Consider the following 22,871-nt stretch of genomic DNA (forward strand, 5'->3'; position numbering starts at 1 on the left):
GCGGGCCGTGTGCGGGTAAAATGACGTCATGAGCGAAGATTTCCCCCGCATGACCAGCCATCGCCCGTACCTGCTGCGGGCCTTGGTCGAATGGATCAACGACAACGGCATGACCCCGCACGTCCTGGTGGACGCCGGGCTGCCTGGCGTGCAGGTGCCTGCCAGTGCCGTCAAGGACGGCCGCGTGGTGCTGAACATCGCCGAGCGCGCCGTGGTCGGGCTGCAGGTCGACAACGAAAGCGTGCAGTTCACCGCGCGCTTTGGCGGCGTCAGTTATCCGGTGATGGTGCCGATGGCCGCGGTCCTGGCGGTGTATGCACGCGAGACCGGGCAGGGCATGGCCTTGCCGGACGATATCCCCGGCACCAGTACCGAGCCGCCGGATCCAGGTGCACCGCCGCCAAGCGCGCCCACGCCGGACGAGCCGCCGAGCGCGGGCAAGCGTCCGCATCTGCGCGTGGTCAAGTAACTGCACGCACGGACGCGCATCGCGCGTTCGTGCCATGTTGCGCCATGTACGCGTGCGGCTTGCATCGCACGCGCATTTTTCCACCAGAGCACGCCGTTGCATGTGTGCATCGGCGTTGCGGATAGGCGGCAGCAACGCTGATCTTCAGTCGCGCGGCACTGCATGCAGGCCAGGTGCCTGCAGACGCATATATCGACCCAATCGCGGTCAGTTCAGGCGCTGATGGTCCGGGCTCAACGGCGTCACCGTGGCCACTTGCGGTCCGGTGAAGGCGATCAATTGATCGCCGCGCAGCACCAGGCGGCCGCTATGACGGTCGATGCCGTCGTAGGAATACTCGAACCGGAACGTCCGCTCGAAGCCCAGCCAGCCATTGGGCTTGCGGCAGATGCGGATGTTGGTGGAATGCACGCTCTGGTCCAGCCATTGCACATCGGCGGCGCGGCAGGCATTGCGGCCGAGGATATCGGCACGTTCGGCCGCCGCGCGCGAGCAGTTCCAGAACGCGTACAGCGCGGCGCCGGCAATCATGAAGAGGATAAGGCTTGGCATGGCGTCAATGTGCCATGGCCTGCGCCCGATCGACAATCGTCGCGCCGGGCCGCAGCGTTGCGTTGATGGCTGGTGACCCGATGCGCCGGCCGGTGTTTACCGCTTGTGCAGGCATCCCTTCGCTGCACCAGCAATGGCTGTCGTCACGTCGCGCGAGTGCTCGGCATCGCGCGCGGTCGGACTGGAGCTGACGGGAAAGTTGCAGCAGGTGGAATCGGTGCAGCGGACGCGTCAGTTTGGCCGCTGCGCGGTTAGGCCGACAGCTGCTTTAACCATTCACCGCCATTCCCGCGCTCGGCTTGTGTCGGGCGCAGCGTAACCCCATCCATTGGGCTTCGCCCCGTTGAATCCACACGCCGCTCCTGGCCAGGCATCGCGGCCTGCGGCATCGCCTATGCATCCTGTCCTGCAGCAGTTCCATCCTGTCGTGGCTGCGTGGTTCGCGCAGACCTTCGCTGCGCCTACGCCGGCGCAGATTGCCGCGTGGCCGGCGATCCAGGCCGGACGCCACACGCTGGTGGCTGCGCCGACCGGCTCGGGCAAGACGCTGACCGCGTTCTTCGCGGCCATCGATGCGTTGATCCGCGATGGCCTGGCCAATGGCGGCGCGCTGCCGGACGAAACCCGGGTGGTCTACGTGTCGCCGCTGAAGGCGTTGTCCAACGATATCCACCTCAATCTGGATGCGCCGCTGCAGGGCATCCGCACGGCGCTGGTCGCGAGCGGTCTGCCGGATGTGGCGGTGCGCACGGCGGTGCGTACCGGCGACACCCCGCAACGCGAGCGCGCACAGGCGCGCCGCACGCCGCCGCATATCCTGGTCACCACGCCGGAGTCGCTGTATGTGCTGTTGGGCTCGGCCTCCGGGCGCAATGCGTTGCGGCATGTGCGCACCGTCATCGTCGATGAGATCCATGCGGTGGCCGCGGACAAGCGCGGTAGTCATCTGGCGCTGACCCTGGAGCGATTGCAGCGGCTGGCCGAGCGCCCGATCACCCGCGTCGGGCTGTCGGCCACGCAGAAGCCGATCGAGACCGTGGCGCAGTTCCTGGTCGGGGCGGGCGATGCCGGCCGGCCGCCACATTGCGAGATCGTCGATATCGGCTACACCCGCAGGCGCGATCTGGCACTGGCCTTGCCGCCGACGCCGCTGAGCGTGGTGATGTCCAACGATCAGTGGCTGCAGGTGTATGCCGATGTCGCCACGCTCGCGCAGCAGCACCGCACCACGTTGGTGTTCGTCAACACCCGGCGCATGGCCGAGCGCGCTGCACGCCATCTTGGCGATCTGCTCGGCAAGCAGAGCGTCGCCGCGCACCACGGCAGCCTCTCGCGCGAAACGCGTCTGCTGGCCGAGCAGCGACTCAAGGCCGGCGACCTCACTGTGCTGGTGGCCACCGCATCGCTGGAACTCGGCCTGGATATCGGCGATGTGGACCTGGTCTGCCAGCTCGGTTCGCCGCGTTCGATCGCCACCTTCCTGCAGCGTGCCGGACGGTCCGGGCATGCGGTCGGCGGCACGCCGAAGGCGCGCTTGTTTCCGCAGACCCGCGACGAGCTGGTCGAATGCGCCGCCTTGCTGGACAGCGTGCGCCGCGGTGAGCTGGACGCCTTGCGTATTCCGCTGGCGCCGATCGATGTGCTTGCACAACAGATCGTGGCCGAGGCCGCGTGCGAGGACTGGGACGAAGACGCGCTGTTCGCCTTGGTGCGTCGCGCCTGGCCGTTCGCGCAGCTGAGCCGCGCGAGCTTCGATGACGTGGTGCGCATGTTGTGCGACGGCTTCAGCACACGGCTCGGGCCGCGTGCAGGCTACCTGCATCGCGATGCGGTGCATCGGCGCCTGCATGCGCGCCGCGGCGCACGCATGACTGCGCTGACCTCCGGCGGCACCATTCCCGAAACCGGCGACTACAGCGTGGTGCTGGAGCCGCAGGCCGAAAAGATCGGCACGGTGAACGAGGATTTTGCGGTCGAAAGTCTTACCGGCGACGTGTTTCAGCTCGGCAATGCCAGCTACCGCATCCTGCGCGTGGATGCCGGGCGGGTGCGCGTGGAAGACGCCAAGGGCGCGCCGCCGAACATCCCGTTCTGGCTGGGCGAGGCGCCCGGCCGCAGCGACGAATTGTCGGCGGCGGTGTCGCGTCTGCGCGGCGAGATTGCGGTGCGGCTGGACAGCCCGCCCCATCAGGCCGCCTGCGACTGGCTGCACACCGTGCTGGATCTCTCGGTGGAAGCGGCACGCCAGCTTGTCGATTATCTCGCCCATGCCTGCACCGCGCTGGGCGCGATGCCCACCCAGCAATGCCTGGTGATGGAGCGCTTCTTCGATGCCAGCGGCGGCACCCAGCTGGTGATCCACTCGCCCTACGGCAGCCGCATCAACCGCGCCTGGGGACTGGCGTTGCGCAAGCGCTTCTGCCGCACCTTCAACTTCGAACTGCAGGCCGCCGCGACCGAGGATGCGATCGTGTTGTCGCTGTCCACCAGTCATAGTTTTGCCCTGGCGGAGGTGGCGCGCTATCTGCACTCGTCATCGGCCGAGCAGGTATTGATCCAGGCCTTGCTGGATGCGCCGCTGTTCGGCGTGCGCTGGCGCTGGAATGCGACCAATGCGATGGCGCTGCCGCGCTTTGCCGGTGGCAACAAGGTCGCGCCGCAACTGCAACGGATGAAATCGGAGGATCTGCTGGCGACCGTGTTCCCCGATCAGGTCGCCTGTGCGGAGAACCTGGTCGGCGAGCGCGAGGTGCCGGACCATCCGTTGGTGGCGCAGACGCTGGAAGACTGCCTGCATCAGTCCATGGACAGCGAGGGCTGGCTGCAGGTGCTGCGCGGGCTGGAGTCGGGGGCGATCACGTTGGTGGCGCGCGATCTGGCGGCACCGTCGCCGCTGGCGGCCGAAGCCTTGAATGCGCGGCCGTATGCATTCCTGGACGACGCACCGCTGGAAGAGCGCCGCACCCAGGCCGTGCAAAGCCGTCGCTACACCCCGCAGAGCAGCGACGACCTGGGGCAGCTCGATCCCGAGGCCATCGCCTCGGTGCGCGAGCAGGCCTGGCCGCAGCCGCGCGATGCCGAAGAAATGCACGAAGCATTGGTCGGGCTCGGCGTGCTTCCCGTCGGCGAAGCGAGCGACGCGCAATGGCAGGCCTGGCTGGCTGCGCTCGCAGGCGATGGGCGTGCCAGTTGTCTTGCGTTCGACGGTGTGCCCGCGCTGTGGATCAGTGCCGAGCGCATCGACTGGTTTGTGCCGCTGTATCCGCACGCCGTTGCGCTACCGCCGCTACGGGCGCCGGCAGATTGCCGCGTTGCCGACTGGCAGCGCGAGTGGGCCGCGCGCGAGCTGCTGCGCGGTCGCCTGTCTGCGGTCGGCCCGGCGCAGGTGCCGGCCCTGGCCGGCGCCTTACACCTGCCCGAGTCCGAGATCGTGCTTGCCCTGGCCGCCCTGCAGCGCGAGGGCTATGTCATGGCCGGCCATTTCAGCGCGCAGGCGCCGTCGGAAGAATGGTGCGAACGTCATCTGCTGGCGCGCATCCATCGCTATACCCTGGGACGCTTGCGCCGCGAGATCGAGCCGGTGGCGCAACGCGACTACGCGCGGTTCCTGTTCGAGTGGCAGCACCTCGACAGTGCCAGCCGGGTGGCGGGGCCGGACGCATTGGCCGGCGTGGTCGGGCAGCTGGAAGGCTTCGAGGCGCCTGCGGTGCTGTGGGAGAGCGAGCTGCTGCCGGCACGCGTGCGCGACTATCAACCGGCCTGGCTGGACGAGCTGTGCACCGCCGGGCGCACCGTGTGGGCGCGGCTGCGGCCCGGTGGTGGCCGCAGCGGTGCCGCGTTGCGCAGCACGCCGATCGTGTTGCTGCCGCGTCGCGAGGCGCAGCGCTGGAGCAGCCTGGCACGCGATGCCGACGACGCGCCGCTGGGCTCGCGCGCGCAACGGGTGGCGGAGGTGTTGCAGCAGCAGGGCGCCTTGTTCTTCGACGAGATTGCCGATGCGGCCCGCCTGATGAGTACCGAGCTGGAAGATGCCCTGAGCGAACTGGTGATGCGTGGGCGTGCGCATTGCGACAGCTACGCCGGGCTGCGCGCGCTGCTGGTGCCGGCCTCCAAGCGGCCCTCGGCGCTGTCGCGCCACCGGCGCCGCGCCAGTGCGCTGGGCATCCGCGATGCCGGACGCTGGGCGCCGGTGCGCGCGCTGCCAGAGCTGCCGCTGGCCGAAGCCGGCGAGCGCCACCAGGACATGCTCGAACATGTGGCGCATACCTTGTTGCGGCGCTACGGCGTGGTCTGCTGGCGGCTGCTGGAGCGCGAGGCGGCGTGGCTGCCGCCGTGGCGCGAGTTGCTGCGCATGTATCAGCGGCTGGAAGCGCGTGGCGAGATCCGTGGCGGGCGTTTCATCGCCGGGCTGTCCGGCGAGCAGTTCGCGTTGCCGGATGCGATCGCGGCGCTGCGCCGCGTGCGTGCACAGGCCTTGCCGCAGCAGTGGGTATGCGTCAGTGCGAGCGACCCGAGCAATCTGTTGGGCAGCGTCCTGCCGGGCGAGCGCGTGGCGCGCGTGCCGGGCAACCGTGTGGCGTATCTCGATGGCCTGCCGATGGCGGTGTGGGCGGCAGATCGCTTCCAGCCGCTGCAGGACCTGAGCGACGAACAGGCCGAGCAGGCCTTGCGCCTGCTGCAGCGTGGGCCGGGCGCCGCCGAGCAGACGCCGATGGAGCAATGGCTGGCTCAGTCGCCCGGCAGCACCGCGCGTGCGCCGGTCGCACGCGGCAGCGGACGCGACAGATAGGGATTGTCCGGACCACCCAGCGCCACGGCGCATCCACCGCCTTGCGGATGCCGATGCGCGGCGTCGCCAGCGCTGCGGAGGGCGGCGGCAGGCCGTCGTCCTCGATCCACAGGCGTGCGCCTGCGTCGGTCAGGTCCAGCCCGTTGTCCGTCGCGCTCACCCCGAACGCCTGGGCCAGGCGACCGGGACCGGTGGTCAAGGTCTTGAGCGGGGCGGCGTTGCGCGCGGCCTGCATGGTGGCGATCCCGGCCAGCGGTTCGAGCGCGCGGATCAGCACCGCGTGCCCGGGCGCACCACCGCACACCGCGTTGATCGCCCAGTGCATGCCGTAGATGAAATACACATACAGATGCCCCGGTGCGCCGAACATCACCTGCGTGCGCGGGGTCATGCCGCGAAACGAATGCGCGGCCGGATCTTCGCTGCCGCAATACGCCTCGACCTCGGTGATGCGGCCGCGGCGTCCGTCTGCGCTGACCAATACCTTGTTGAGCAAGCGCGGCGCGACCTGGCGGGCATCGTGCGCATAGAAGCTGCGTGGAAGTGCTTGTGACGACATGCGCCCAGCCTAACCGCGCAGTCGTGATGTCCCAGCGGACTGTTCCGGACACGGCAGGAACCAGGGGTAGGAATTTTCCGAACGCGGACCGTACGAGCGCGTGACCGGTCACAAAAGCGCATATCCGATGGTGTGAATACGCGGTTAAGTGCCGTTTGCGTCTCAAGCGCGTTTTGGCCTCGCCGATAGCCATTAGCGATTGGTTAGACAAGCCGCACACAGTGAGCGGCACCCGCACCAGGCCACCGGGCGACCCTGCGACGCAGGTCGCGCATGCACCACCTTCAAGAGAACTCCCCAATGTTAGGCAACTTCAGAATCGGAACCAGGCTGATCGTGGCGTTCCTGATCGTCTCGGCGATCGGCGCATGCATCGGGTGGGTGGGTTATTCCAACTCCGGTCGGATCAGCGACCTGTCGACCTCGCTTTACGAGCGCGAGCTGCTTGGCTTGTCGAACGTCAAGGAGGCCAACATCAATCTGATCTACGCCGGCCGCGCACGCGCCAACCTGTTGCTGGCCAGCAGCGCCGAAGAGCGCCAGTCGCATGTGCAGAACATCGACAAGTACACTGCCAAGGTGGTCGATTACATGACGCGCGCGCGTTCCAGCTTCCAGACCGAGGAAGGCAGGAACAAGCTGGCGCAGTTCGACCGCGCCTGGCAGAAATACCTGGAAGAGCGCGGCCGCTTCATCGACGCCGCCAACCGCGAAGCCTTGCGCGACGCCAACCCGGAACTGGCCGAACTCTCGCGTGCGGTGCGTGCCAGCTCGGATGAAGTCGACACCTTGATGACCGATCTGAGCGGCCTGCGCGAGCGCAGCGCTGCCTCGGCCAATGCCGAAGCCGGCAGCATCCATGCGCGTAGCTCGAAGCTGCTGATGGCCATCATCTGCGGCGGCGTGCTGCTCGGCGCGGTTCTCGGCGTGGTGATCAGCCGCAGCGTCACCGGCCCGATCCGCCGCGCGGTGACGGTGGCCAACGGGCTGTCCGAAGGCGATCTGACCATGCGCATCGACGTGCATGGCCGCGACGAAACCGCGCAGCTGCTCGAAGCAATGCGCACGATGGTGCAGAAGCTGTCGCAGGTGGTCGGCGAGGTCAACACCAGTGCCGAAACCCTGGCCAGCGCGTCGGAAGAAGTCAGCGCCACCGCACAGTCGTTGTCGCAGGCCGCCAGCGAACAGGCTGCCGGTGTGGAGGAAACCAGCGCCTCGCTGGAGCAGATGACCGCATCGATCAGCCAGAACACCGAAAACGCCCGCATCACCGATGGCATGGCCACGCAGGCCGCGAAGGAGACCATCGAAGGCGGCGAAGCGGTGGTCGCCACCACCCAGGCGATGAAGCAGATCGCACAGAAGATCGGCATCATCGACGACATCGCGTATCAGACCAATCTGCTCGCGCTCAATGCGGCGATCGAAGCGGCGCGCGCCGGCGAACACGGCAAGGGCTTTGCCGTGGTGGCCGCCGAGGTGCGCAAGCTTGCCGAACGCAGCCAGGTGGCCGCGCAGGAGATCGGCGAGGTGGCCAGTTCCAGCGTCGAACTGGCCGATCGCGCCGGACGTCTGCTCGACACCATCGTGCCCAGCATCAAGCGCACCTCGGACCTGGTGCAGGAGATTTCCGCGGCCTCCGAAGAGCAATCCTCCGGCGTCAGCCAGATCAATTCGGCGGTGGTGCAGCTGAGCCAGACCACCCAGCAGAACGCCAGTGCATCCGAAGAACTGGCCGCCACTGCCGAGGAAATGAGCGCGCAGGCCGAGCAGTTGCAGCAGAGCATGGCGTTCTTCCGCCTGGGCGGGCAGGTGCCGGCGAGCACGCCGCCCAAGCGCGGCAAGGTGGCGGCCGCACGCCCGGCACGTGCGCCCGGTACGCGCGGCTGGCGCAGCGCCGCGGCACCTGCCTATGCGATGTCCGAGGGCCCGGACGAAGGCCAGTTCGCTCGCTTCTGAGAGACCGATCGATGACTGCACAGACCCCCGATGTGATGCCTGGCGACGCCGATGCGGCGGCCCAGTACCTGACCTTCCAGCTGGATGGCGAAACCTTCGCCATCAGCATTCTTGGCATCCGCGAAATCATCCAGTACCGCGCACCCACGCCGGTGCCGTCGATGCCGGCCTGCGTGCGCGGGGTGATCAACCTGCGCGGTGCGGTGGTGCCGGTGGTGGATCTGCAATCGCGGCTGGGGCGTGCCGACAGCGCGATCGGCAAGCGCAGCTGCATCGTGATCCTGGCCACCGAGCAGGCCCAGGGACCGCAGGTGATCGGGGTGCTGGTCGATGCGGTCAACGCGGTGATCGAACTGGCCGATCAGGACATCGAAGCGGCGCCATCGTTCGGCACGCATATCCGCCGCGACCTGCTGCGCGGCATGGGCAAGGTGGGCGAGCGCTTCGTGGTGCTGCTGGAGATGGAGCAGGTGCTGCAGGTGGACGAAATCGCCGGCAACACCGATGCGCTGGCAGCCTGAGTCTGGCCAAGCGCAGCTGGCGATACGGCTGCGCCGCCTGACCGCTGATCGCTACACGCGTCAGCCGCCCAGACAGGCGCGCTGGCGGGTGTGTGCACACTGCGTTCGTAATTGGAAAGACTGCAGCCCTACACCGGCATCGACCTAGCTACCTGAGGCTGGGTCGTGTCGATCAGCGCCCTACTGGCCTGCCTCGCCAGACCCGCGCGTGGTCTGCCACTCAGTCCTGCCGATGCCAGCCATTGAAGCGCTGCACGCAGTTGCGTCCATTGCCGATCGCGCCCTGCAGGGCGTGCCGTGCGCGCGCCAGCAAGGCGTTGCTGTCGAGCGAGGCACCCGCTGCCACTTCGACCAGCCCTGCGCTGATCGTCAGTGCGCCGGCTGGCCAGCTGGCCGTTTCGATCGCCTTGCGCACAGCCTCGATCAGCTCCATTGCCTTGGTCGCCGCTGTCTCCGGCAAGGCGACAGAGAGGTGATCACGGTTCAGGCGCGCTACCGTGGCGGCATCCGGCAACTGTGCTTCGATCACCCTGGCAGCCTGGATCAGCGTTGCATCCGCTGCCGCGGCGCCCGCCTGCAATCTCAGCCGTTTGAAGCCATCCAGCTCGATCAGCGCCAGGGCGAGCGATGGCGTGGCGGCAGTGGGTGAGCTCTGTGCGTGCGTCTGCAGCGCATGCTCCAGACCGGCGCGGTTCCACACGCCGGTGAGCGCGTCGCGCAGCGCGTCCAGCTCGACCAGCTTGGCAGCACGCCGCAGCTCGATGGTGTCGACGACCTGCCGTGCCAGCGCCTGCAGTGCGTCGCGCTCGGCCACCGACAGGCGCCGGGGTGTGCGATCCAGCACGCATAGCGTGCCCAGCGCGATCCCATCGGAGGTCAGCAGCGGGGCGCCGGCATAGAAGCGGATCTGCGGCTCGCCGGTGACCAGCGCATTGCCCACGAAGCGCGCATCCTGGTGGGTGTCGCCCACCTCCATCACTTGGTCGGGTTCGAGGATCGCGTGCGCACAGAACGACAGTTCGCGCGGGGTTTCGCGTGGCGCCATGCCCAGCTTCGACTTGAACCACTGGCGCTGCGTGTCGATCAGCGAAATCAGGGCCATCGGCGTCCCGCAGAGCTCGGCCGCGCTCGAGGTGAAGGCGTCGTAGACCGGCTCCGGTGCAGTGTCCAGCAGCTGGTAGTCCTGCAATGCGGCCAGACGTTCGTCTTCGTTCGCCGGCAGCTGCGCTGCAACGGCGGTGTCGCCCGGCAGCAGCGTCGCGTGGAAGAGGTGCAACGCGGACGCGTCAGAAATCTGCATGGATTGACCACCGGAACAAGGCGCCGTCAGGCGATGGATATGCGCGTGGCGATGCCGTGTCTAGGCCCATCGCACGCGTTGGTTGGCGCAGACCTCATCCACCCCAGCAGATGACGCCCGTCACCGATCTTGCCACATCGGGCAGGGCAGGTCAGGGTCAGCGACTCCGTTCTGACGCGCCGCAGAGTTGCCCTGCCTGGCGTCTCATTCGCCCTGGCCGTCGTTGCCCTTGGGGCGGCGGGTCTGTTCGTCGTGGATCTGCATGTCCTTCTGCCCGGGACGCTGCTTGGCGGCCTCATCCTGTTTGCGACCCTGCTGGCTCTCCGAAACACCGTGCTGATTGTCGGCGGCCTTGTCGGGCTGGCTCTGCTTGTTGCTCATGGCTTGCGTCCGGCGTGATGATGAAATGGACGTTAGCGCGCTCGATGTGATCCTGGCGACATGGCCGTACCGGGGCGTGGCATGCACCAGGCCGACGCGCTGCCGATGCAGGGGCCCAGAACGGAAAAGCCCCGGAAACATGGCGTTTCCGAGGCCCTTACGATTGAAGCAATGGTGGAGCGGAAGGGGATCGAACCCTCGACCTTCGCGATGCGAACGCGACGCTCTCCCAGCTGAGCTACCGCCCCACGTGCCTGGATTCTAACCACATGTCGCGCGATTCGCCAAGCAGTCCGGCGGCCTGGATCGCCGCCCGGGGGCGCGATCCTGCGGCAATCACTCGCGAACCAGCGGAAACTTGAGGTCCGGGTTCTTGGCCTTCCATTCCTTGTACGACACCGAGCCTTCCCAGGCGGCGAAGGCCTTGGGCGTGCGGCCGCGGCCGGACCAGGTCTCGCCGGTGTGCGGCAGTTCGTACTTCGGCTTGACTTCGCTGCGGCCGCTCTTGACCACTTCCTTGCGTGCAGCGGTGGTGCCCAGGTAAGCGGCAATATCGTTGCGCTGCTTGGTGTTGAAGTGGCCGGCAAACTGCTCAAGCAGCGAGACGATGGTGGCATGCGCAGAGGATGCCTCGCTCGCGCGCTCGGTCTTTTCCTGTTCTTCCAGCTTCTGCAGCTCGTCCAGCAGCTTGGCTTTGGCTTGTGCGATGGAATCCAGTTTGGAAGTGGTATTGCTCACAGAGGTATGGCCTCGGAATAAGGGGGTGGAGACGTTGCCCGATGGGCACGCGTCATTATGGCATGTGGCCCGGGGGCGGCCGTTGCGTGTGCCTGCACCTGCACATGACGCGAGCAGGCTATTCACAGGGTCTGGTCGCGGGTTCGCAGTGTCCTGGCGAGGTCGCCGAGCATGCTTGCGCAGGCGGCGACCCCGGCCGTAACGATACAGCAGCAGGCCAGGCGGGATGACATCTCCGTGCAGCGCCGGCCAGAGATTGACTGCATGATGGCCAACCCTGTCCCGATGGACTGCGCGAGCTTCGATGGCGCGCTGTGCAAGGGCAGATGCGGCAATGAAAGAGGATGCTGCTCGAATTTCTGATCTGATCCATGACCGGCGATGTACAGACGCAGCTGGCGTACGGTTACCTGCGCCTTGCCCGCATCGCCACGGCCGCGTGGATGCGTGGCCTAGCGACCACTGCATCACCTCACTGCGCTGCAGCGTCTTCCAGCAGCGGCGTCAGCTGCGCTTCCAGCGCGTCGCGGCGCCATTGCCCCAGCGGTGCGGGCCAACTGCGTTGTTCGATCAGGGTTTCCAGGTGCCGGCGCGAGGCCAGGATGCCGTCGGGCAATCCCAGCTCGCGGCTGCGCTGGGCCACCGCATCCTGCAGGCGCTTGAGCACGGCCTTGTTGCCGTCGGTGGCCGTCTGCGCCAGCGGTGCATGGTCCTCGTCGGGCAGCGGCGTGTTGAGCGCTTCCCACACTGCGGCGGCGAGCTTGCGCGGCGCCTTGGGAAACTTGTCGAACTGGCGCAGCAAGGCATCCAGATCGGCGGGCGGAAACCGCGCCAGCTGGCTGGCCAGTTCGTTGTCCAGGATCCAGCTGCGCGGGCGATCGCTCTGGCGCGCCTGCAGGTCGCGCCAGCGCAACAGGCGCAACAGGCGGCGCTGCGCCGCAGGCTCCAGGAACTGCGCGGTGCGCAGGCTCACATGCGGCCAGCGCTCGCCATCGTCGTGCTCCACCGTGGCGAGCAGGCGCTCGGCGTCCTCGGCCAGCCAGCCCAGGCGATCCTGCTCGGTCAGGCGGCGGGTGAGTTCGTCGTGGATGGCGAACAGGTAACGCACATCGTCGGCGGCGTATTCCAGCTGCGCCGGCGACAGCGGGCGACGCATCCAGTCCGAGCGCGTCTCGCCCTTGGTCAGCAAGGTGCCGGTCACTTCCTGCACCAGTTTCTGATAGCCCATGCCACCCCCCACACCTGCCAGCGCGGCGGCGATCTGGGTATCGAACAATGGCCGCGGCAACACCCCGCACGCACACTTGAAGGTGACCAGGTCCTCGCTGGCGCTATGCATCACCTTGACGATGTCGGTGGCGGTCAACCATTCCCTGAGCGCCGCGTTCATGCCCGGGATCAGCGGGTCGATCAGCAGGATCTCCTCGCCGATGGCCATCTGCACCAGCGCCAGTTGCGGCCAGTAGGTGCGTTCGCGAATGAATTCGGTATCCAGGCCAATGCGGGACGGACGCGATGCCTGCAGGCGTTCGCTCAGCTCGGAGGGGTGGGTGATCCAATGGGGCACGTGATTTCCGTCGACAGCAAGGGTTTGCGCAGAACGCGCAGAATAGCCTAACGTCGCGATCGCCTGTCGTGCGGCAGAGCACTGGAAGGAGCAGGTGGTGGGTGAGTGCGGTAACCGGATCGCAGCGTGGGCATTGGTTGCGCTAAGCGTGTGCGCCTGTTCGCGGACACCGACGCCAGCGCCTGCCGCTGCGCCGCAACCTGCTGCCGCCGCCGCGGTGCCGAGCAAGCCGAATGTGTCCATCGGTGGCGAAGAATCCGCCGAAACCGTGGCGCAATGGCAGCCGCCGCCAGTGGACCTGGGCGATGAGCCGCTGACGCAGGTGCGCAAGCGCGCCGACCAGGCATTGAAGGACGACCGGCTCTATCGCGACGCGGACGATGCGATTCCGCTGTATCTGGCAATCCAGCAACGCGCCGACGGCAAGGACGCGGCCAGCCGGCGCGGGCTGGAGCAGGCGCGGCGCAGGTTGATCGAGCGCGGCCAGGCGCTGATCGCGCAGACCGACCGTCAGGACAGCGCGCTGGAACAGGCGCGTGAGCTGGCCATCGTGGCGCTGGCGCTCGCTCCGCAGGACCCGAAAGTGCGCGCACTGCAGCGCGCAGTGGAAACCGCGCAGCGGGTGCTGAGCTTCAACCGTGCCGGCGAGGAGGATCTGCGTGGCGGCCGCCTGGGCGAGGACGGCAACGGGGCGCTGGTGAACTTCCGCGATGCGGCGCAGCTGGATCCGGACAACCCGCGCACGCGCCAGGGGCTGGCTGCGGTGGAAAGCGGCCTGCTGGCACGCGCCGAACAGGCGGCCGAGGCGAGCGACTTCATCGGCGCGCGCTACTGGTTGCAGATGGCCGGGCAGGTGCGTGAGCGCGCACCGACCATTGCCGACGCACGTGCGCGCATCGAGCGCATGCGCCGTGCCCAGATCGCCGCCCTGCACGACGCCGGTCTGCACGATCTCACCTCGCCCCGCGGCCTCAAGGCGGCTGGCGAAACACTGGCCGAGGTGCTGCGCATCGCCGACCCTGGCGATGCGGTGGCCGGCGATCTGCGCCGGCGGCTGGAACTGGCCACCCATTACGGCAGCTTTCGCCCCGGGCAGGTATTCACCGACGGGCTCAAGGTCGGCGGGCGTGGCCCGCAGATGATCGTGGTGCCGCATGGCGCGTTCCAGATGGGCGCCGGCGATGCCGAGCCCGGCGCCTCCGACAACGAGCGCCCGGCGCATTACGTGCGTTTCGCGCGCGGGTTTGCGTTGTCGATCACCGAAGTGACGGTTGTCGAGTTCCGCCAGTTCGTCGAGGCGACCGGCGCGCGCCCGCGTGCCACCCGGCGCGGGCATTCGGTGGTGTACGACGAGCGCAGCGGCAACTTCATCCGCCGCAGCGGGGTGGATTGGCAGTCCGACTACAACGGTGCGCAGGCCGCGCCCAACAGCCCGGTGATGCACGTCAGCATCCGCGACGCCGAAGCCTATGCGAGCTGGCTGTCGGAACAGACCGGCCGCCACTACCACGTGCCCAGCGAGGCCGAGTTCGAATACGCGGTGCGCGCCGGCACCACCGGGCGCTATCCCTGGGGCAATGCCGGCTCGCCGCCGCTGGATGCGGGCAACTTCACCGGCGGCAACGATGTCTCGCGCAGCGGCCGGCACTGGAACAACGGTTTTGTCGGCTACGGCGACGGCTTCTGGGGCCCGGCGCCGGTTGGCAGCTTTCGCGCCAATGCCTGGGGGCTGCACGACATGGGCGGCAACCTGAGCGAATGGGTGGCCGACTGCTGGCATGCCAGCTACCGACGCGCGCCGGCCGACGGTGCGGCGTGGTTCAACCCCGGCTGCCGGCAGCGCATGATCCGTGGCGGCAGCTGGGCCAACTCGCCGCAGCAGACGCGTGCGGCCTGGCGGCAGTCGCAGGATTCGGACAGCACCAGCGCACGGATCGGCTTCCGCGTGGCGCGCGGGATCTAGGGCGCAGCTGCAAGTCAGTGCGCATGCGTGGTTTGCGGCTGCACGGCGATTGATCGCCGATCGCCATGTTGTCCGGATGCCATGCTCATGTCGAAGTGCTTGTCGTTCCCGATAACCCGAGCAGTTTCTCGGTTGGCCCCGCCGCAAGACCGGACGCGCAGGCTTAACCGCAGCGAACGCTGCCCGCGATCTCCATGGAACCGGCCGCCTCGGCCGCGGTCCAAGCGCCAGCGCTTGCGAGGATTGCGGTGATGGGCTGGGGAATCAAGGTGTTTCGTTGGGTCATCGCGGTACTGCTGATTGGCGGTAGCGGCTACGCCGTGGCGCGCCATCTGCAGGACGGAAATACCGCCGGGCATTACCGCTCGGTGGAGGTGCTGCGTCCGGAAGGTACGCCGAAGGCCATGGTGGTGCTGTTGCCCGACAGCGGCCATGCGCAGGACGGCCAGCGGCTTGCCGAGATGCTGAGCAACGACGGCGCGCTGGTCGCGGTGGTCGATACCGCCAGCTATCGCGAACGGGTGCGCGCGCATCACGCAGCCTGCAGCTCCCTGGCCGACGATGCCGAACGATTGGGCAAGAAGTTGCTGCGCGCCGAGCATGTCGACGCGTTCCTGCCGCCGGTCCTGGTGGGGCAGGGCGATGGCGCGGTACTGGCGCGGCAGGCGCTGGCCTCAGCCGCGCCCGACGTGCTGGGTGGCGCGGTTGTCGCCGATGGCGACGCCAGCGATGGTGGCCTGGCCTGCTCGCGCGACGTGCCCGATGCCAATCAAGGCTTCCTCGACGACCTGGTCGACGCTGCCAGCCCCATGCAGATCGCCGCGGCCACCCGGGGCCATTTCCTGACGGCCCAGGCGCAGGGCATGGGCGATCTGCCGCTGGTCGAGCTGCATGCGCCGGGCAGCGACCGCATGGTGGTCATGCTGTCCGGCGACGGCGGCTGGCGCGAACTGGATAAGGGCATTGCCGCGCAATTGCAGCAGCAGGGCGTGTCGGTGGTGGGCTGGAACAGCCTGCGCTACTTCTGGGCCAGTCGCACGCCGCAGCAGGTCGGGGCGGACCTGGATCGGGTGATTGCGACCTATCAGCAGCGTTGGCATATCCACCATGTCGCGCTGGTGGGCTACTCGTTCGGCGCCGATGTGCTGCCGTTTGCCTATCCCGAGCTGGCGCCGCAGCAGCGCGCATCGGTGCAGTTTGTCAGCCTGCTCGGCCTTGCCCATCAAGCCGATTTCAAGGTGCGTGTCGGTGGCTGGCTGGGCTGGCACAACGATGCCGAGCGCGATGTGGAGCCGGCGATCCAGTCGCTGGATGCGCATCGCCTGCAATGCATCTACGGCGATCAGGAAAAGGACACGCTGTGCCCGGAGTTGCGCGCGCGTGGCGTGCAGGTGCTGGCGCGTCCGGGCGGGCATCACTTCGACCACGATCCGGTGGTGCTGGCCGGGCTGCTGATGCAGGGCTGGCAGCAGGCGGCGCAGACGCCCGTTCATGGTTAGAGAGCCGGTGATGCCCTCTGATCTGCACGCGGAGCGGTCTGCGGCGGGTTGAAGGGGTGATCCAGGCTTGGCCCGCCTGGGCGAAGCGGATAGCGCCGCCCAGGCGCGCCCTCTGTGCAAATCCACGGCGCTGCTCGGGCGACCGCCCTGCAGCTCATCGTTATCGCGACAAAGCGATGCGTGTGCGCTTGCTGATCGCCCGCGGCAACCACGCAGCAAGCGTGGTTGCCGCCGTCAGTCGTCGTTGCCTGGTTCGACCCGCACTTCGATGCTGCCATCGGCCAGCTGCGCACGCAGGCGCTCGCCGGCGCTGACCTCGGCGGCGCTGCGCACCACGCTGCCATCGGCGGGGCGGGTCACGATGGCATAGCCACGCGCGACGGTGGCGAGCGGGCTGACCGCTTCCAGCGAGCGTGCCATGCTGCGCAGCCGCAGTTGGTCATGCTGCAGGCGCCGCTGCATCGCTGCCTGCGGATGCAGTGCGCGCAGTCGTTGCTGCAGCCTGGCCAGATCGCGTTGCGGGTTATGCGCGTGCAGGCGCGCCTGGGTCCGTTGCAGGCGTGCCTGCAGACGCTCCAACACCTGGGTCATGCGCGCGCGCAGCTGGCGGCCGGCGTCCTGCTGCCGGCGTTGCAGCAATTGCAGCCGCGCCTGCGGGCTGTGCGCACGCAGGCGCAGGGCGAGCCGGTCGGCGCGCTGCATCGCATTGCCCAGCGCGTGCTGCTGCAGCTGGGCCATGCGGGCATGCGCACGCCGCACGCGCGCGACCAGCTCGCGCTGATCGGGCACCAGCAGTTCGGCCGCTACCGAGGGCGTGGGCGCGCGTACGTCGGCCACGAAATCGCTGAGGCTGAAGTCGGTCTCGTGCCCGACCGCCGACACCACCGGCGTCTGCGCGGCGGCAATCGCGCGGGCCAGGCGTTCGTCGTTGAAGGCCCACAGGTCTTCCAGCGAGCCACCGCCGCGGGTGATCAGAATGACGTCGTAGCGCCCGGAGGCATCGGCGCGCTGCAGCAACGAGGTGATCTGCGCCGCGGCGCTGTCGCCCTGCACCAGCGAGGGCAGCAGGTCCACTTCCAGCAACGGAAAGCGGCGCGCCAGGACGCTGAGTACGTCGCGCACCGCCGCACCGCTGGGCGAGGTGATCACTGCCAGCCGCCGCGCATGCGCCGGCAACGGCTGCTTGCGCTCGGCATCGAACAGGCCCTCGGCGGCCAGGCGCGCACGCAGTTCGTCGAAAGCCCGGCGCAGGGCGCCTTCGCCAGCCTCTTCCATGTGGTCGAGTACCAGCTGGTAGTCGCCGCGCGCTTCGTACAGCGTAAGACGTCCGCGCGCGAGCACGCGCAGCCCTTCGCGCGGCTGGAACTTCAGCCAGGTGCTCTTGGGCTTGAACATCGCGCAACGGATCTGCGCACGCGCGTCCTTGAGCGTGAAGTACAGATGGCCCGAGGACGGGCGCGTGACGCTGCTCAGCTCTGCCTCCACCCAGACCAGCGGAAAGCTGCCTTCCAGCAGGTCGCGCGCCAGCGTATTGAGCTGGCTGGGGGTGAGGATCTGTTCGTTGCGGTCGGCCATCGCCGCATTATCCCGCAGCGGCGATGTGCATGCGTGAGCGCATCGGGCGGGAACTCACAAACCGTGTTGCGCCAGCGCCCAGCCCACGTGTTCGCGTACCAGCTCCGAGGCGTCGTGGCGGCGCGCTTCCAGTGCCGCCAACACCTCCGGTGTACCGGGCGCATTGCCCAGGCCGACCGCGATGTTGCGAAGCCAGCGTTGATGGCCGCTGCGACGGATCGGGCTGCCTTCGGTGCGGCGCAGGAACTCGTCTTCGTCCCAGGCGAACAGCTGCGGCAGCGTCGCCACATCCAGCTCGTTGCGGGCGCGGAAATCGGCTTCGTCGGTGCGCTGGGCGAACTTGTTCCAGGGGCAGACCAGCTGGCAGTCGTCGCAACCGAAGATGCGGTTGCCGATCGGCTTGCGCATCTGCTCGGGAATCGCGCCCTCGTGTTCGATGGTGAGATAGGCGATGCAGCGGCGCGCATCCAGCCGGTACGGGGCGATGATGGCCTGGGTCGGGCAAACGTCGATGCACCGCGTGCAGGTGCCGCAATGCGCGGTGGCCGGGGTGTCAATGGGCAAGGGCAGGTCAAGGTAGATCTCGCCCAGGAAGAACCACGAGCCGCCATTGCGATCGATCAGGCAGGTGTGTTTGCCGATCCAGCCCAGCCCGGCATTGCGCGCCAGTGCGCGCTCCAGCACCGGTGCCGAATCCACGAAGACCCGATAGCCGAACGCGCCGACTTCGCCCTGGATACGCTCGGCCAGTTTCTGCAGCCGGTTGCGCATCAGCTTGTGGTAATCGCGCCCCAGCGCGTAGCGCGCCACATAGGCGCGGCGGCCGTCGTGCAAGGTGTTCCAGGCCTCAGTGTCGTCCTTGCGGCCGTAGTCCATGCCCACCGACAGCACGCGCAAGGTGCCCGGCACCAGCTCCTGCGGGCGCGAACGCTTGTCGCCGTGCTGGGCCATCCAGTGCATGGTTCCGTAGAGGCCTTCTTCCAGCCAGCTGCGCAGATGCGCCTCGTCTTCGCCGAGCTCGATGCCGGTGATGCCGCAGCGTTGAAAGCCGGCCTCGCGCGCGAGCGCACGGATGCGCGCGGCAGCGTCGGTGGGGTCGGGGCGGGCAAGGACGGCAGACATGGCGACAAGTATAGAATTCCCGGCATGTACGCACCGCTCGATCTTTACGACACCGCCGCCGCGCGCAGGCTGGACACGCAGGCCACCACGCTGCTTGGCGGCGACGGCTACATCTTGATGGAGCGCGCCGGGCAGGCCGCCTGGCAGCATCTGCTGGAACGCTGGCCGCAGGCGCGCCGCATCGTGGTGGTCTGCGGCACCGGCAACAACGGCGGCGATGGCTATGTGCTGGCACGCCTGGCGCAGCGGGCCGGGCGCCAGGTGCAGGTGGTGCATCTTGCCGAGCACGGCCCGGCCTCGTCGCTGGCGCAGCGCGCCTGTACCGACTATCTGGGCGTGGGCGGTGCGATCGAGCTGTTTCCCTCGCCGCTGGCGCAGGCCGACGTGATCGTCGATGCGCTGTTCGGCATCGGCCTCAACCGCGCGCCCGACGCCGAGACCACCGCCTTGATCGACGCCATCAACGCCGCCGGTGTGCCGGTGCTCGCACTGGATGTGCCCAGCGGCATCGATGCCGATCATGGCGTGGCCTTCGGTGCCGCGGTGCGCGCGCAGGCCACCTTGCAGTTCATCGTGCCGCACCTGGGGCTCCATACCGGTGATGCGCTGGAGCATGCCGGCACGCGCGCAACCGCGTCGCTGGACGTGCCGGATGCCGCATTCGACGGCCTGGCGCCGGCCGCGCACAGCTGGGACATCGACGCCCTGGCCGCGCAGTTGCGCCCGCGGCGACGCAATACGCACAAGGGCGAGTCCGGCCGCGTGCTGTGCGTCGGCGGCAACCTCGGCAGCGGCGGCGCGGTCATGCTCACCGCCGAAGCGGCCCTGCGCAGCGGGGCAGGGCTGGTGCAGGTCGCCACCCGCGTTGAGCATGTCGCGCCGCTGCTGGCGCGTTGCCCGGAAGCGATGGTGCGTGCGGTGCAGGCTGACGAGGACATCGCCGCGTTGGCTGACGCCGCCGACGTGGTCGCGTTGGGTCCGGGCCTGGGGCAGGACCACTGGGCGCAGCAGTTGTGGCGCGCGGTGCTGGCCTCGGACAGCGCCGTGGTCATCGATGCCGATGGCCTGAATCTGCTGGCCGCCAACCCGGTGCCGGCGCGCGGCCCGCGCGTGTTGACCCCGCATCCCGGCGAGGCCGGCTGGCTGCTGGGGATCTCGACCAGGCAGGTTCAGCAGGATCGGCTGGCTGCCGCAGACGCGTTGGCCAAACGTTTCAATGCAGTGGTGGTGCTCAAGGGCGCCGGCAGCGTGATCGCCGCGCCGCACGCAGTGCCGCGCATCATCGATGCCGGCAATCCGGGCATGGCGGTCGGCGGCATGGGCGACCTGCTGACCGGTGTGATCGCAGCCTTGCTAGGCCAGGGCTGGTCGCCGTTCGATGCCGCCAGCTTGGGCGCCTTGTTGCATGCCTGTGCCGGCGATGCGGCGGCGCGCGCGGGCGAGCGCGGCCTGTTGCCGACCGATCTGCTGCCCGAACTGCGCCGCCTCGCCAATGCCGGAGCCATTGCATGAGCCAACTCAGCGCACACCTGGTCGATGCGCAGGCCACCGAAACCCTGGGACAGGCCCTGGCCGCGGTGCGGCCCACCCGCGCGATGGTGCAATTGCACGGCGATCTCGGCGCCGGCAAGTCCACGCTGGCGCGCGCCTTGCTGCGCGCGCTCGGCGTCACCGGGCCGATTCGCAGCCCCACCTACACGCTGGTCGAGCGCTATCCGCTCGGCACTGGCGACGAGGCCTGGCATCTGGATCTGTACCGCATCGGGCAGGCCGGGGAACTGGATTTTCTCGGGCTCGACGAGGGCAGCGCCGGCCTGTGGCTGGTCGAATGGCCGGAACGTGGCGCTGGTGCATTGCCGCCGGTGGATCTGGATGTGGAACTGGCAGTCGACGGCGAGGGGCGCAGCGTGACGTTGCTGGGCCGCAGCGAAACCGGCCGCGACTGGCTGGCGCGGCTATCGGAGCTGCCTGAGTTGCAGCCCCTTTTTGTCAGCTCACAGGAAGAATGAACGCCAGGTTGTGGATTATTAAGGGAAATCACCTTGCAATTCACACGTTTGGGTGATTGAATCCAGCGCCATGACACCGGGGTTCCGCCAGTTCTGTGTTTCCACCGTGACCGCCAGCCTCAGCCTGGCGGTTTTTGCTGCGTGGGCCGGCGAAATCAAGGGCGTGGGCGTCAGCACCGGTGCCACCGGCACGCGTGCGGAGATCCAGCTCGCCGGTAGCGGCGGATTCAAGACGCTGTCACTGGCCAACCCCAATCGGCTGGTGGTGGATTTTCCTGATTCCTCGGGTGTGCGTGGCCTCAAGCTGCCGCCTGCTGCAGGCCTGGTGACGTCGGTGCGTACCGGTCAACCGGTGCCGGGCACTTTCCGGGTGGTATTCGAGCTGGCAACGCCGGTGACGCCGTTGAAGCCGCAGATGCAGACGCTGGGCAGCGCATCGACGTTGGTGATCGAGTGGCCAGGCGATCCGCCGGCTGCCGGCACGGTGGCCACCACCGCCGCGCCTGCCGCGCCGCCGCCGCGCCCGGCCAATGCACAATCCGAAGCCGCCCGCGCAACCGCTGCGTTGGCGGCGTCTGCGCAGCGTGCCTCGGTGGTGCCGCCTGCTCCGGCGCCCGCACCGTATGTGCCTGCGTCGGCCATGCCCAGCGTGACTCCGGCACCGGTACCGACCACGGTCGCCACCGGCGTGCCGACACCGCGTCCAGGCACTGCCACGACCGCGGTGACGACCAGCACGGCCTCGCCAGCCAGCACCGCCGGCACTACCCCGAATCGCGTCGCCGGTGCCTCGTCGGCCTTGGCGCTGCCAGGCAACGCCGCGTCGCCGGCTGCGATCCTGAATGGCGGCAATGCGCCGCTGGGTGCTGCATCCGCTAATGCCATGCCCGCCTCGCCGAATGCGGCTGCCGGCAGTGTCGTCGCGGCGGACAGCGATGACTTGCCGCCGCGTCCGGTGCTGCCCAGCGAGGCCTCTCGGATCAAGATGGCACCGGGTATGCGGCCGCTGATTGTCGCCATCGATCCCGGACACGGCGGCCAGGATCCCGGCGCCATGGGCCCGACCGGCAAGCGCGAAAAAGACGTCACCTTGGCAGTCGGCCGCGAACTGGCGCGCCAGATCAATGCCACGCCCGGCATGAAGGCCTACCTGACGCGCGATACCGACGTGTTCATTCCGCTGCCGATGCGCGCGCAGAAGGCACGCGCCGCCAAGGCCGACATCTTCATCTCCATCCACGCCGACGCTGCCGAAAACCGTAGTGCGACTGGCTCCTCGGTTTATGTACTGTCGACCAAGGGCGCCTCCTCGCAGCGCGCGCGCTGGCTGGCCGACAAGGAAAATGCCGCTGACCTGGTTGGCGGCGTGCGTCTGCAGCAGACCGAAAGCACGCTGGCCAATGTGCTGCTGGATCTGGCGCAGAGCGGCCACATGAAGGCCTCCGAAGATGCGGCAGGGCACGTGCTCGGCGGCCTCAAGCGGATCGGCAACAATCACAAGCCGCAGCTGGAACGCGCCAACTTTGCGGTGCTGCGCACCTCCGACATGCCGGCGATGCTGGTGGAAACCGCCTTCATTTCCAATCCGGACGAAGAGCGCCGGCTGATCGACCCGGCCTACCAGCGCAAGATCGCCTCGGCCGTGCTGGATGGCATCGATACCTTCTTCACCCGCCAGCCGCCGCCGGGCACCCTATTTGCCGCGCGCGCACAGGCCGAAGCCGATGCCAGCGCTGGCACCGTGGCCGGCGGCAGCCGCTGAGCCGCTCGGCTATCATTCCGCACTGATTCCTTGATGACGGCGCCTGCGCGCCGCCGGATTGCCGTGCCGACGTCTGTCTTGCCTGTTACACCCCCGATGCGCTCCG

16 protein-coding genes, 1 tRNA gene and 1 pseudogene are annotated in these 22,871 nt (G+C 68.2%); 9 read left to right on the forward strand and 9 right to left on the reverse strand.

Features of this window, described 5'->3' with window-relative positions; genetic code table 11:
- Positions 1–28 precede the first annotated feature (28 nt).
- A complete protein-coding gene (locus tag XARJCFBP2528_RS03715; RefSeq protein ID WP_016901612.1) occupies positions 29–469 on the forward strand; it encodes a ClpXP protease specificity-enhancing factor in 441 nt (146 codons plus the stop codon).
- Positions 470–676: 207 nt separating this feature from the next.
- Here XARJCFBP2528_RS03715 and XARJCFBP2528_RS03720 read toward each other — a convergent pair whose 3' ends face one another.
- The gene (locus XARJCFBP2528_RS03720) at positions 677–1,057 is read right to left on the reverse strand and encodes a DUF3301 domain-containing protein (protein WP_026064124.1); all 381 of its coding nucleotides are present in this window, start codon (positions 1,055–1,057) and stop codon (positions 677–679) included.
- 358 nt (positions 1,058–1,415) lie between these two features.
- Here XARJCFBP2528_RS03720 and XARJCFBP2528_RS03725 point away from each other — a divergent pair, with 358 nt between their 5' ends.
- Positions 1,416–5,810 carry a DEAD/DEAH box helicase gene (locus XARJCFBP2528_RS03725; RefSeq protein WP_047124327.1) on the forward strand — a complete coding sequence of 1,465 codons (4,395 nt, stop codon included), beginning with the start codon at positions 1,416–1,418 and terminating at the stop codon, positions 5,808–5,810.
- On the opposite strand, the pseudogene XARJCFBP2528_RS03730 reads toward XARJCFBP2528_RS03725, so the two are convergent.
- A pseudogene (locus tag XARJCFBP2528_RS03730) lies at positions 5,750–6,369 on the reverse strand (DNA-3-methyladenine glycosylase). The gene XARJCFBP2528_RS03725 and the pseudogene XARJCFBP2528_RS03730 sit on opposite strands and share 61 nt — an antisense overlap.
- A gap of 300 nt (positions 6,370–6,669) precedes the next feature.
- Between XARJCFBP2528_RS03730 and XARJCFBP2528_RS03735 the strand changes: the two are divergent.
- Both XARJCFBP2528_RS03735 and XARJCFBP2528_RS03740 read left to right on the forward strand, forming a co-directional pair.
- Entirely contained in the window at positions 6,670–8,328 is a 1,659-nt protein-coding gene (locus XARJCFBP2528_RS03735; protein ID WP_016901607.1) for a methyl-accepting chemotaxis protein, read from the forward strand.
- An 11-nt stretch (positions 8,329–8,339) separates the two neighbouring features.
- Positions 8,340–8,849, forward strand: a complete 510-nt coding sequence (locus tag XARJCFBP2528_RS03740) for a chemotaxis protein CheW (protein ID WP_016901606.1) — start codon at positions 8,340–8,342, stop codon at positions 8,847–8,849.
- 220 nt (positions 8,850–9,069) lie between these two features.
- On the opposite strand, the gene XARJCFBP2528_RS03745 is transcribed toward XARJCFBP2528_RS03740, so the two are convergent.
- From XARJCFBP2528_RS03745 to rnd, 5 genes are all read right to left on the reverse strand, one after another.
- Positions 9,070–10,149, reverse strand: coding sequence for a sensor domain-containing diguanylate cyclase (locus XARJCFBP2528_RS03745; protein WP_016901605.1), 1,080 nt, complete (start codon positions 10,147–10,149; stop codon positions 9,070–9,072).
- A 204-nt stretch (positions 10,150–10,353) separates the two neighbouring features.
- Complete coding sequence (locus XARJCFBP2528_RS23805; protein WP_016901604.1) at positions 10,354–10,530, reverse strand: hypothetical protein; 177 nt, start codon at positions 10,528–10,530, stop codon at positions 10,354–10,356.
- Between the two features lie 172 nt (positions 10,531–10,702).
- Positions 10,703–10,778 (reverse strand) — tRNA-Ala (locus XARJCFBP2528_RS03750).
- 88 nt (positions 10,779–10,866) lie between these two features.
- Entirely contained in the window at positions 10,867–11,268 is a 402-nt protein-coding gene (locus XARJCFBP2528_RS03755; protein ID WP_039516171.1) for an H-NS histone family protein, read from the reverse strand.
- 472 nt (positions 11,269–11,740) lie between these two features.
- Complete coding sequence (rnd, locus tag XARJCFBP2528_RS03765; protein WP_047124328.1) at positions 11,741–12,835, reverse strand: ribonuclease D; 1,095 nt, start codon at positions 12,833–12,835, stop codon at positions 11,741–11,743.
- A 97-nt stretch (positions 12,836–12,932) separates the two neighbouring features.
- Between rnd and XARJCFBP2528_RS03770 the strand changes: the two genes are divergently transcribed.
- Positions 12,933–14,798 carry a formylglycine-generating enzyme family protein gene (locus XARJCFBP2528_RS03770; protein ID WP_047124472.1) on the forward strand — a complete coding sequence of 622 codons (1,866 nt, stop codon included), beginning with the start codon at positions 12,933–12,935 and terminating at the stop codon, positions 14,796–14,798.
- Positions 14,799–15,049: 251 nt separating this feature from the next.
- A complete protein-coding gene (locus XARJCFBP2528_RS03775) occupies positions 15,050–16,297 on the forward strand; it encodes a virulence factor (RefSeq protein WP_039813782.1) in 1,248 nt (415 codons plus the stop codon).
- Positions 16,298–16,531: 234 nt separating this feature from the next.
- On the opposite strand, the gene xseA is transcribed toward XARJCFBP2528_RS03775, so the two are convergent.
- Positions 16,532–17,872 carry an exodeoxyribonuclease VII large subunit gene (gene xseA, locus XARJCFBP2528_RS03780; RefSeq protein ID WP_047124329.1) on the reverse strand — a complete coding sequence of 447 codons (1,341 nt, stop codon included), beginning with the start codon at positions 17,870–17,872 and terminating at the stop codon, positions 16,532–16,534.
- Positions 17,873–17,926: 54 nt separating this feature from the next.
- The gene (queG, locus tag XARJCFBP2528_RS03785; RefSeq protein WP_047124330.1) at positions 17,927–18,994 is read right to left on the reverse strand and encodes a tRNA epoxyqueuosine(34) reductase QueG; all 1,068 of its coding nucleotides are present in this window, start codon (positions 18,992–18,994) and stop codon (positions 17,927–17,929) included.
- 24 nt (positions 18,995–19,018) lie between these two features.
- On the opposite strand from queG, the gene XARJCFBP2528_RS03790 reads away from it, so the two are divergent.
- From XARJCFBP2528_RS03790 to XARJCFBP2528_RS03800, 3 genes are all read left to right on the forward strand, one after another.
- Positions 19,019–20,506, forward strand: a complete 1,488-nt coding sequence (locus tag XARJCFBP2528_RS03790) for a bifunctional ADP-dependent NAD(P)H-hydrate dehydratase/NAD(P)H-hydrate epimerase (RefSeq protein ID WP_047124331.1) — start codon at positions 19,019–19,021, stop codon at positions 20,504–20,506.
- Positions 20,503–21,003, forward strand: coding sequence for a tRNA (adenosine(37)-N6)-threonylcarbamoyltransferase complex ATPase subunit type 1 TsaE (gene tsaE / locus XARJCFBP2528_RS03795; protein WP_016904487.1), 501 nt, complete (start codon positions 20,503–20,505; stop codon positions 21,001–21,003). Before XARJCFBP2528_RS03790 ends, tsaE begins: the two co-directional genes overlap by 4 nt.
- A 70-nt stretch (positions 21,004–21,073) precedes the next feature.
- On the forward strand, positions 21,074–22,765 hold the full coding sequence (locus tag XARJCFBP2528_RS03800; RefSeq protein ID WP_026064818.1) for an N-acetylmuramoyl-L-alanine amidase: 1,692 nt from the start codon (positions 21,074–21,076) through the stop codon (positions 22,763–22,765).
- Positions 22,766–22,871: the final 106 nt, after the last annotated feature.

It is taken from the genome of Xanthomonas arboricola pv. juglandis (genome assembly GCF_001013475.1).
In the GTDB taxonomy this organism is placed as follows: Bacteria; Pseudomonadota; Gammaproteobacteria; order Xanthomonadales; family Xanthomonadaceae; genus Xanthomonas; species Xanthomonas arboricola.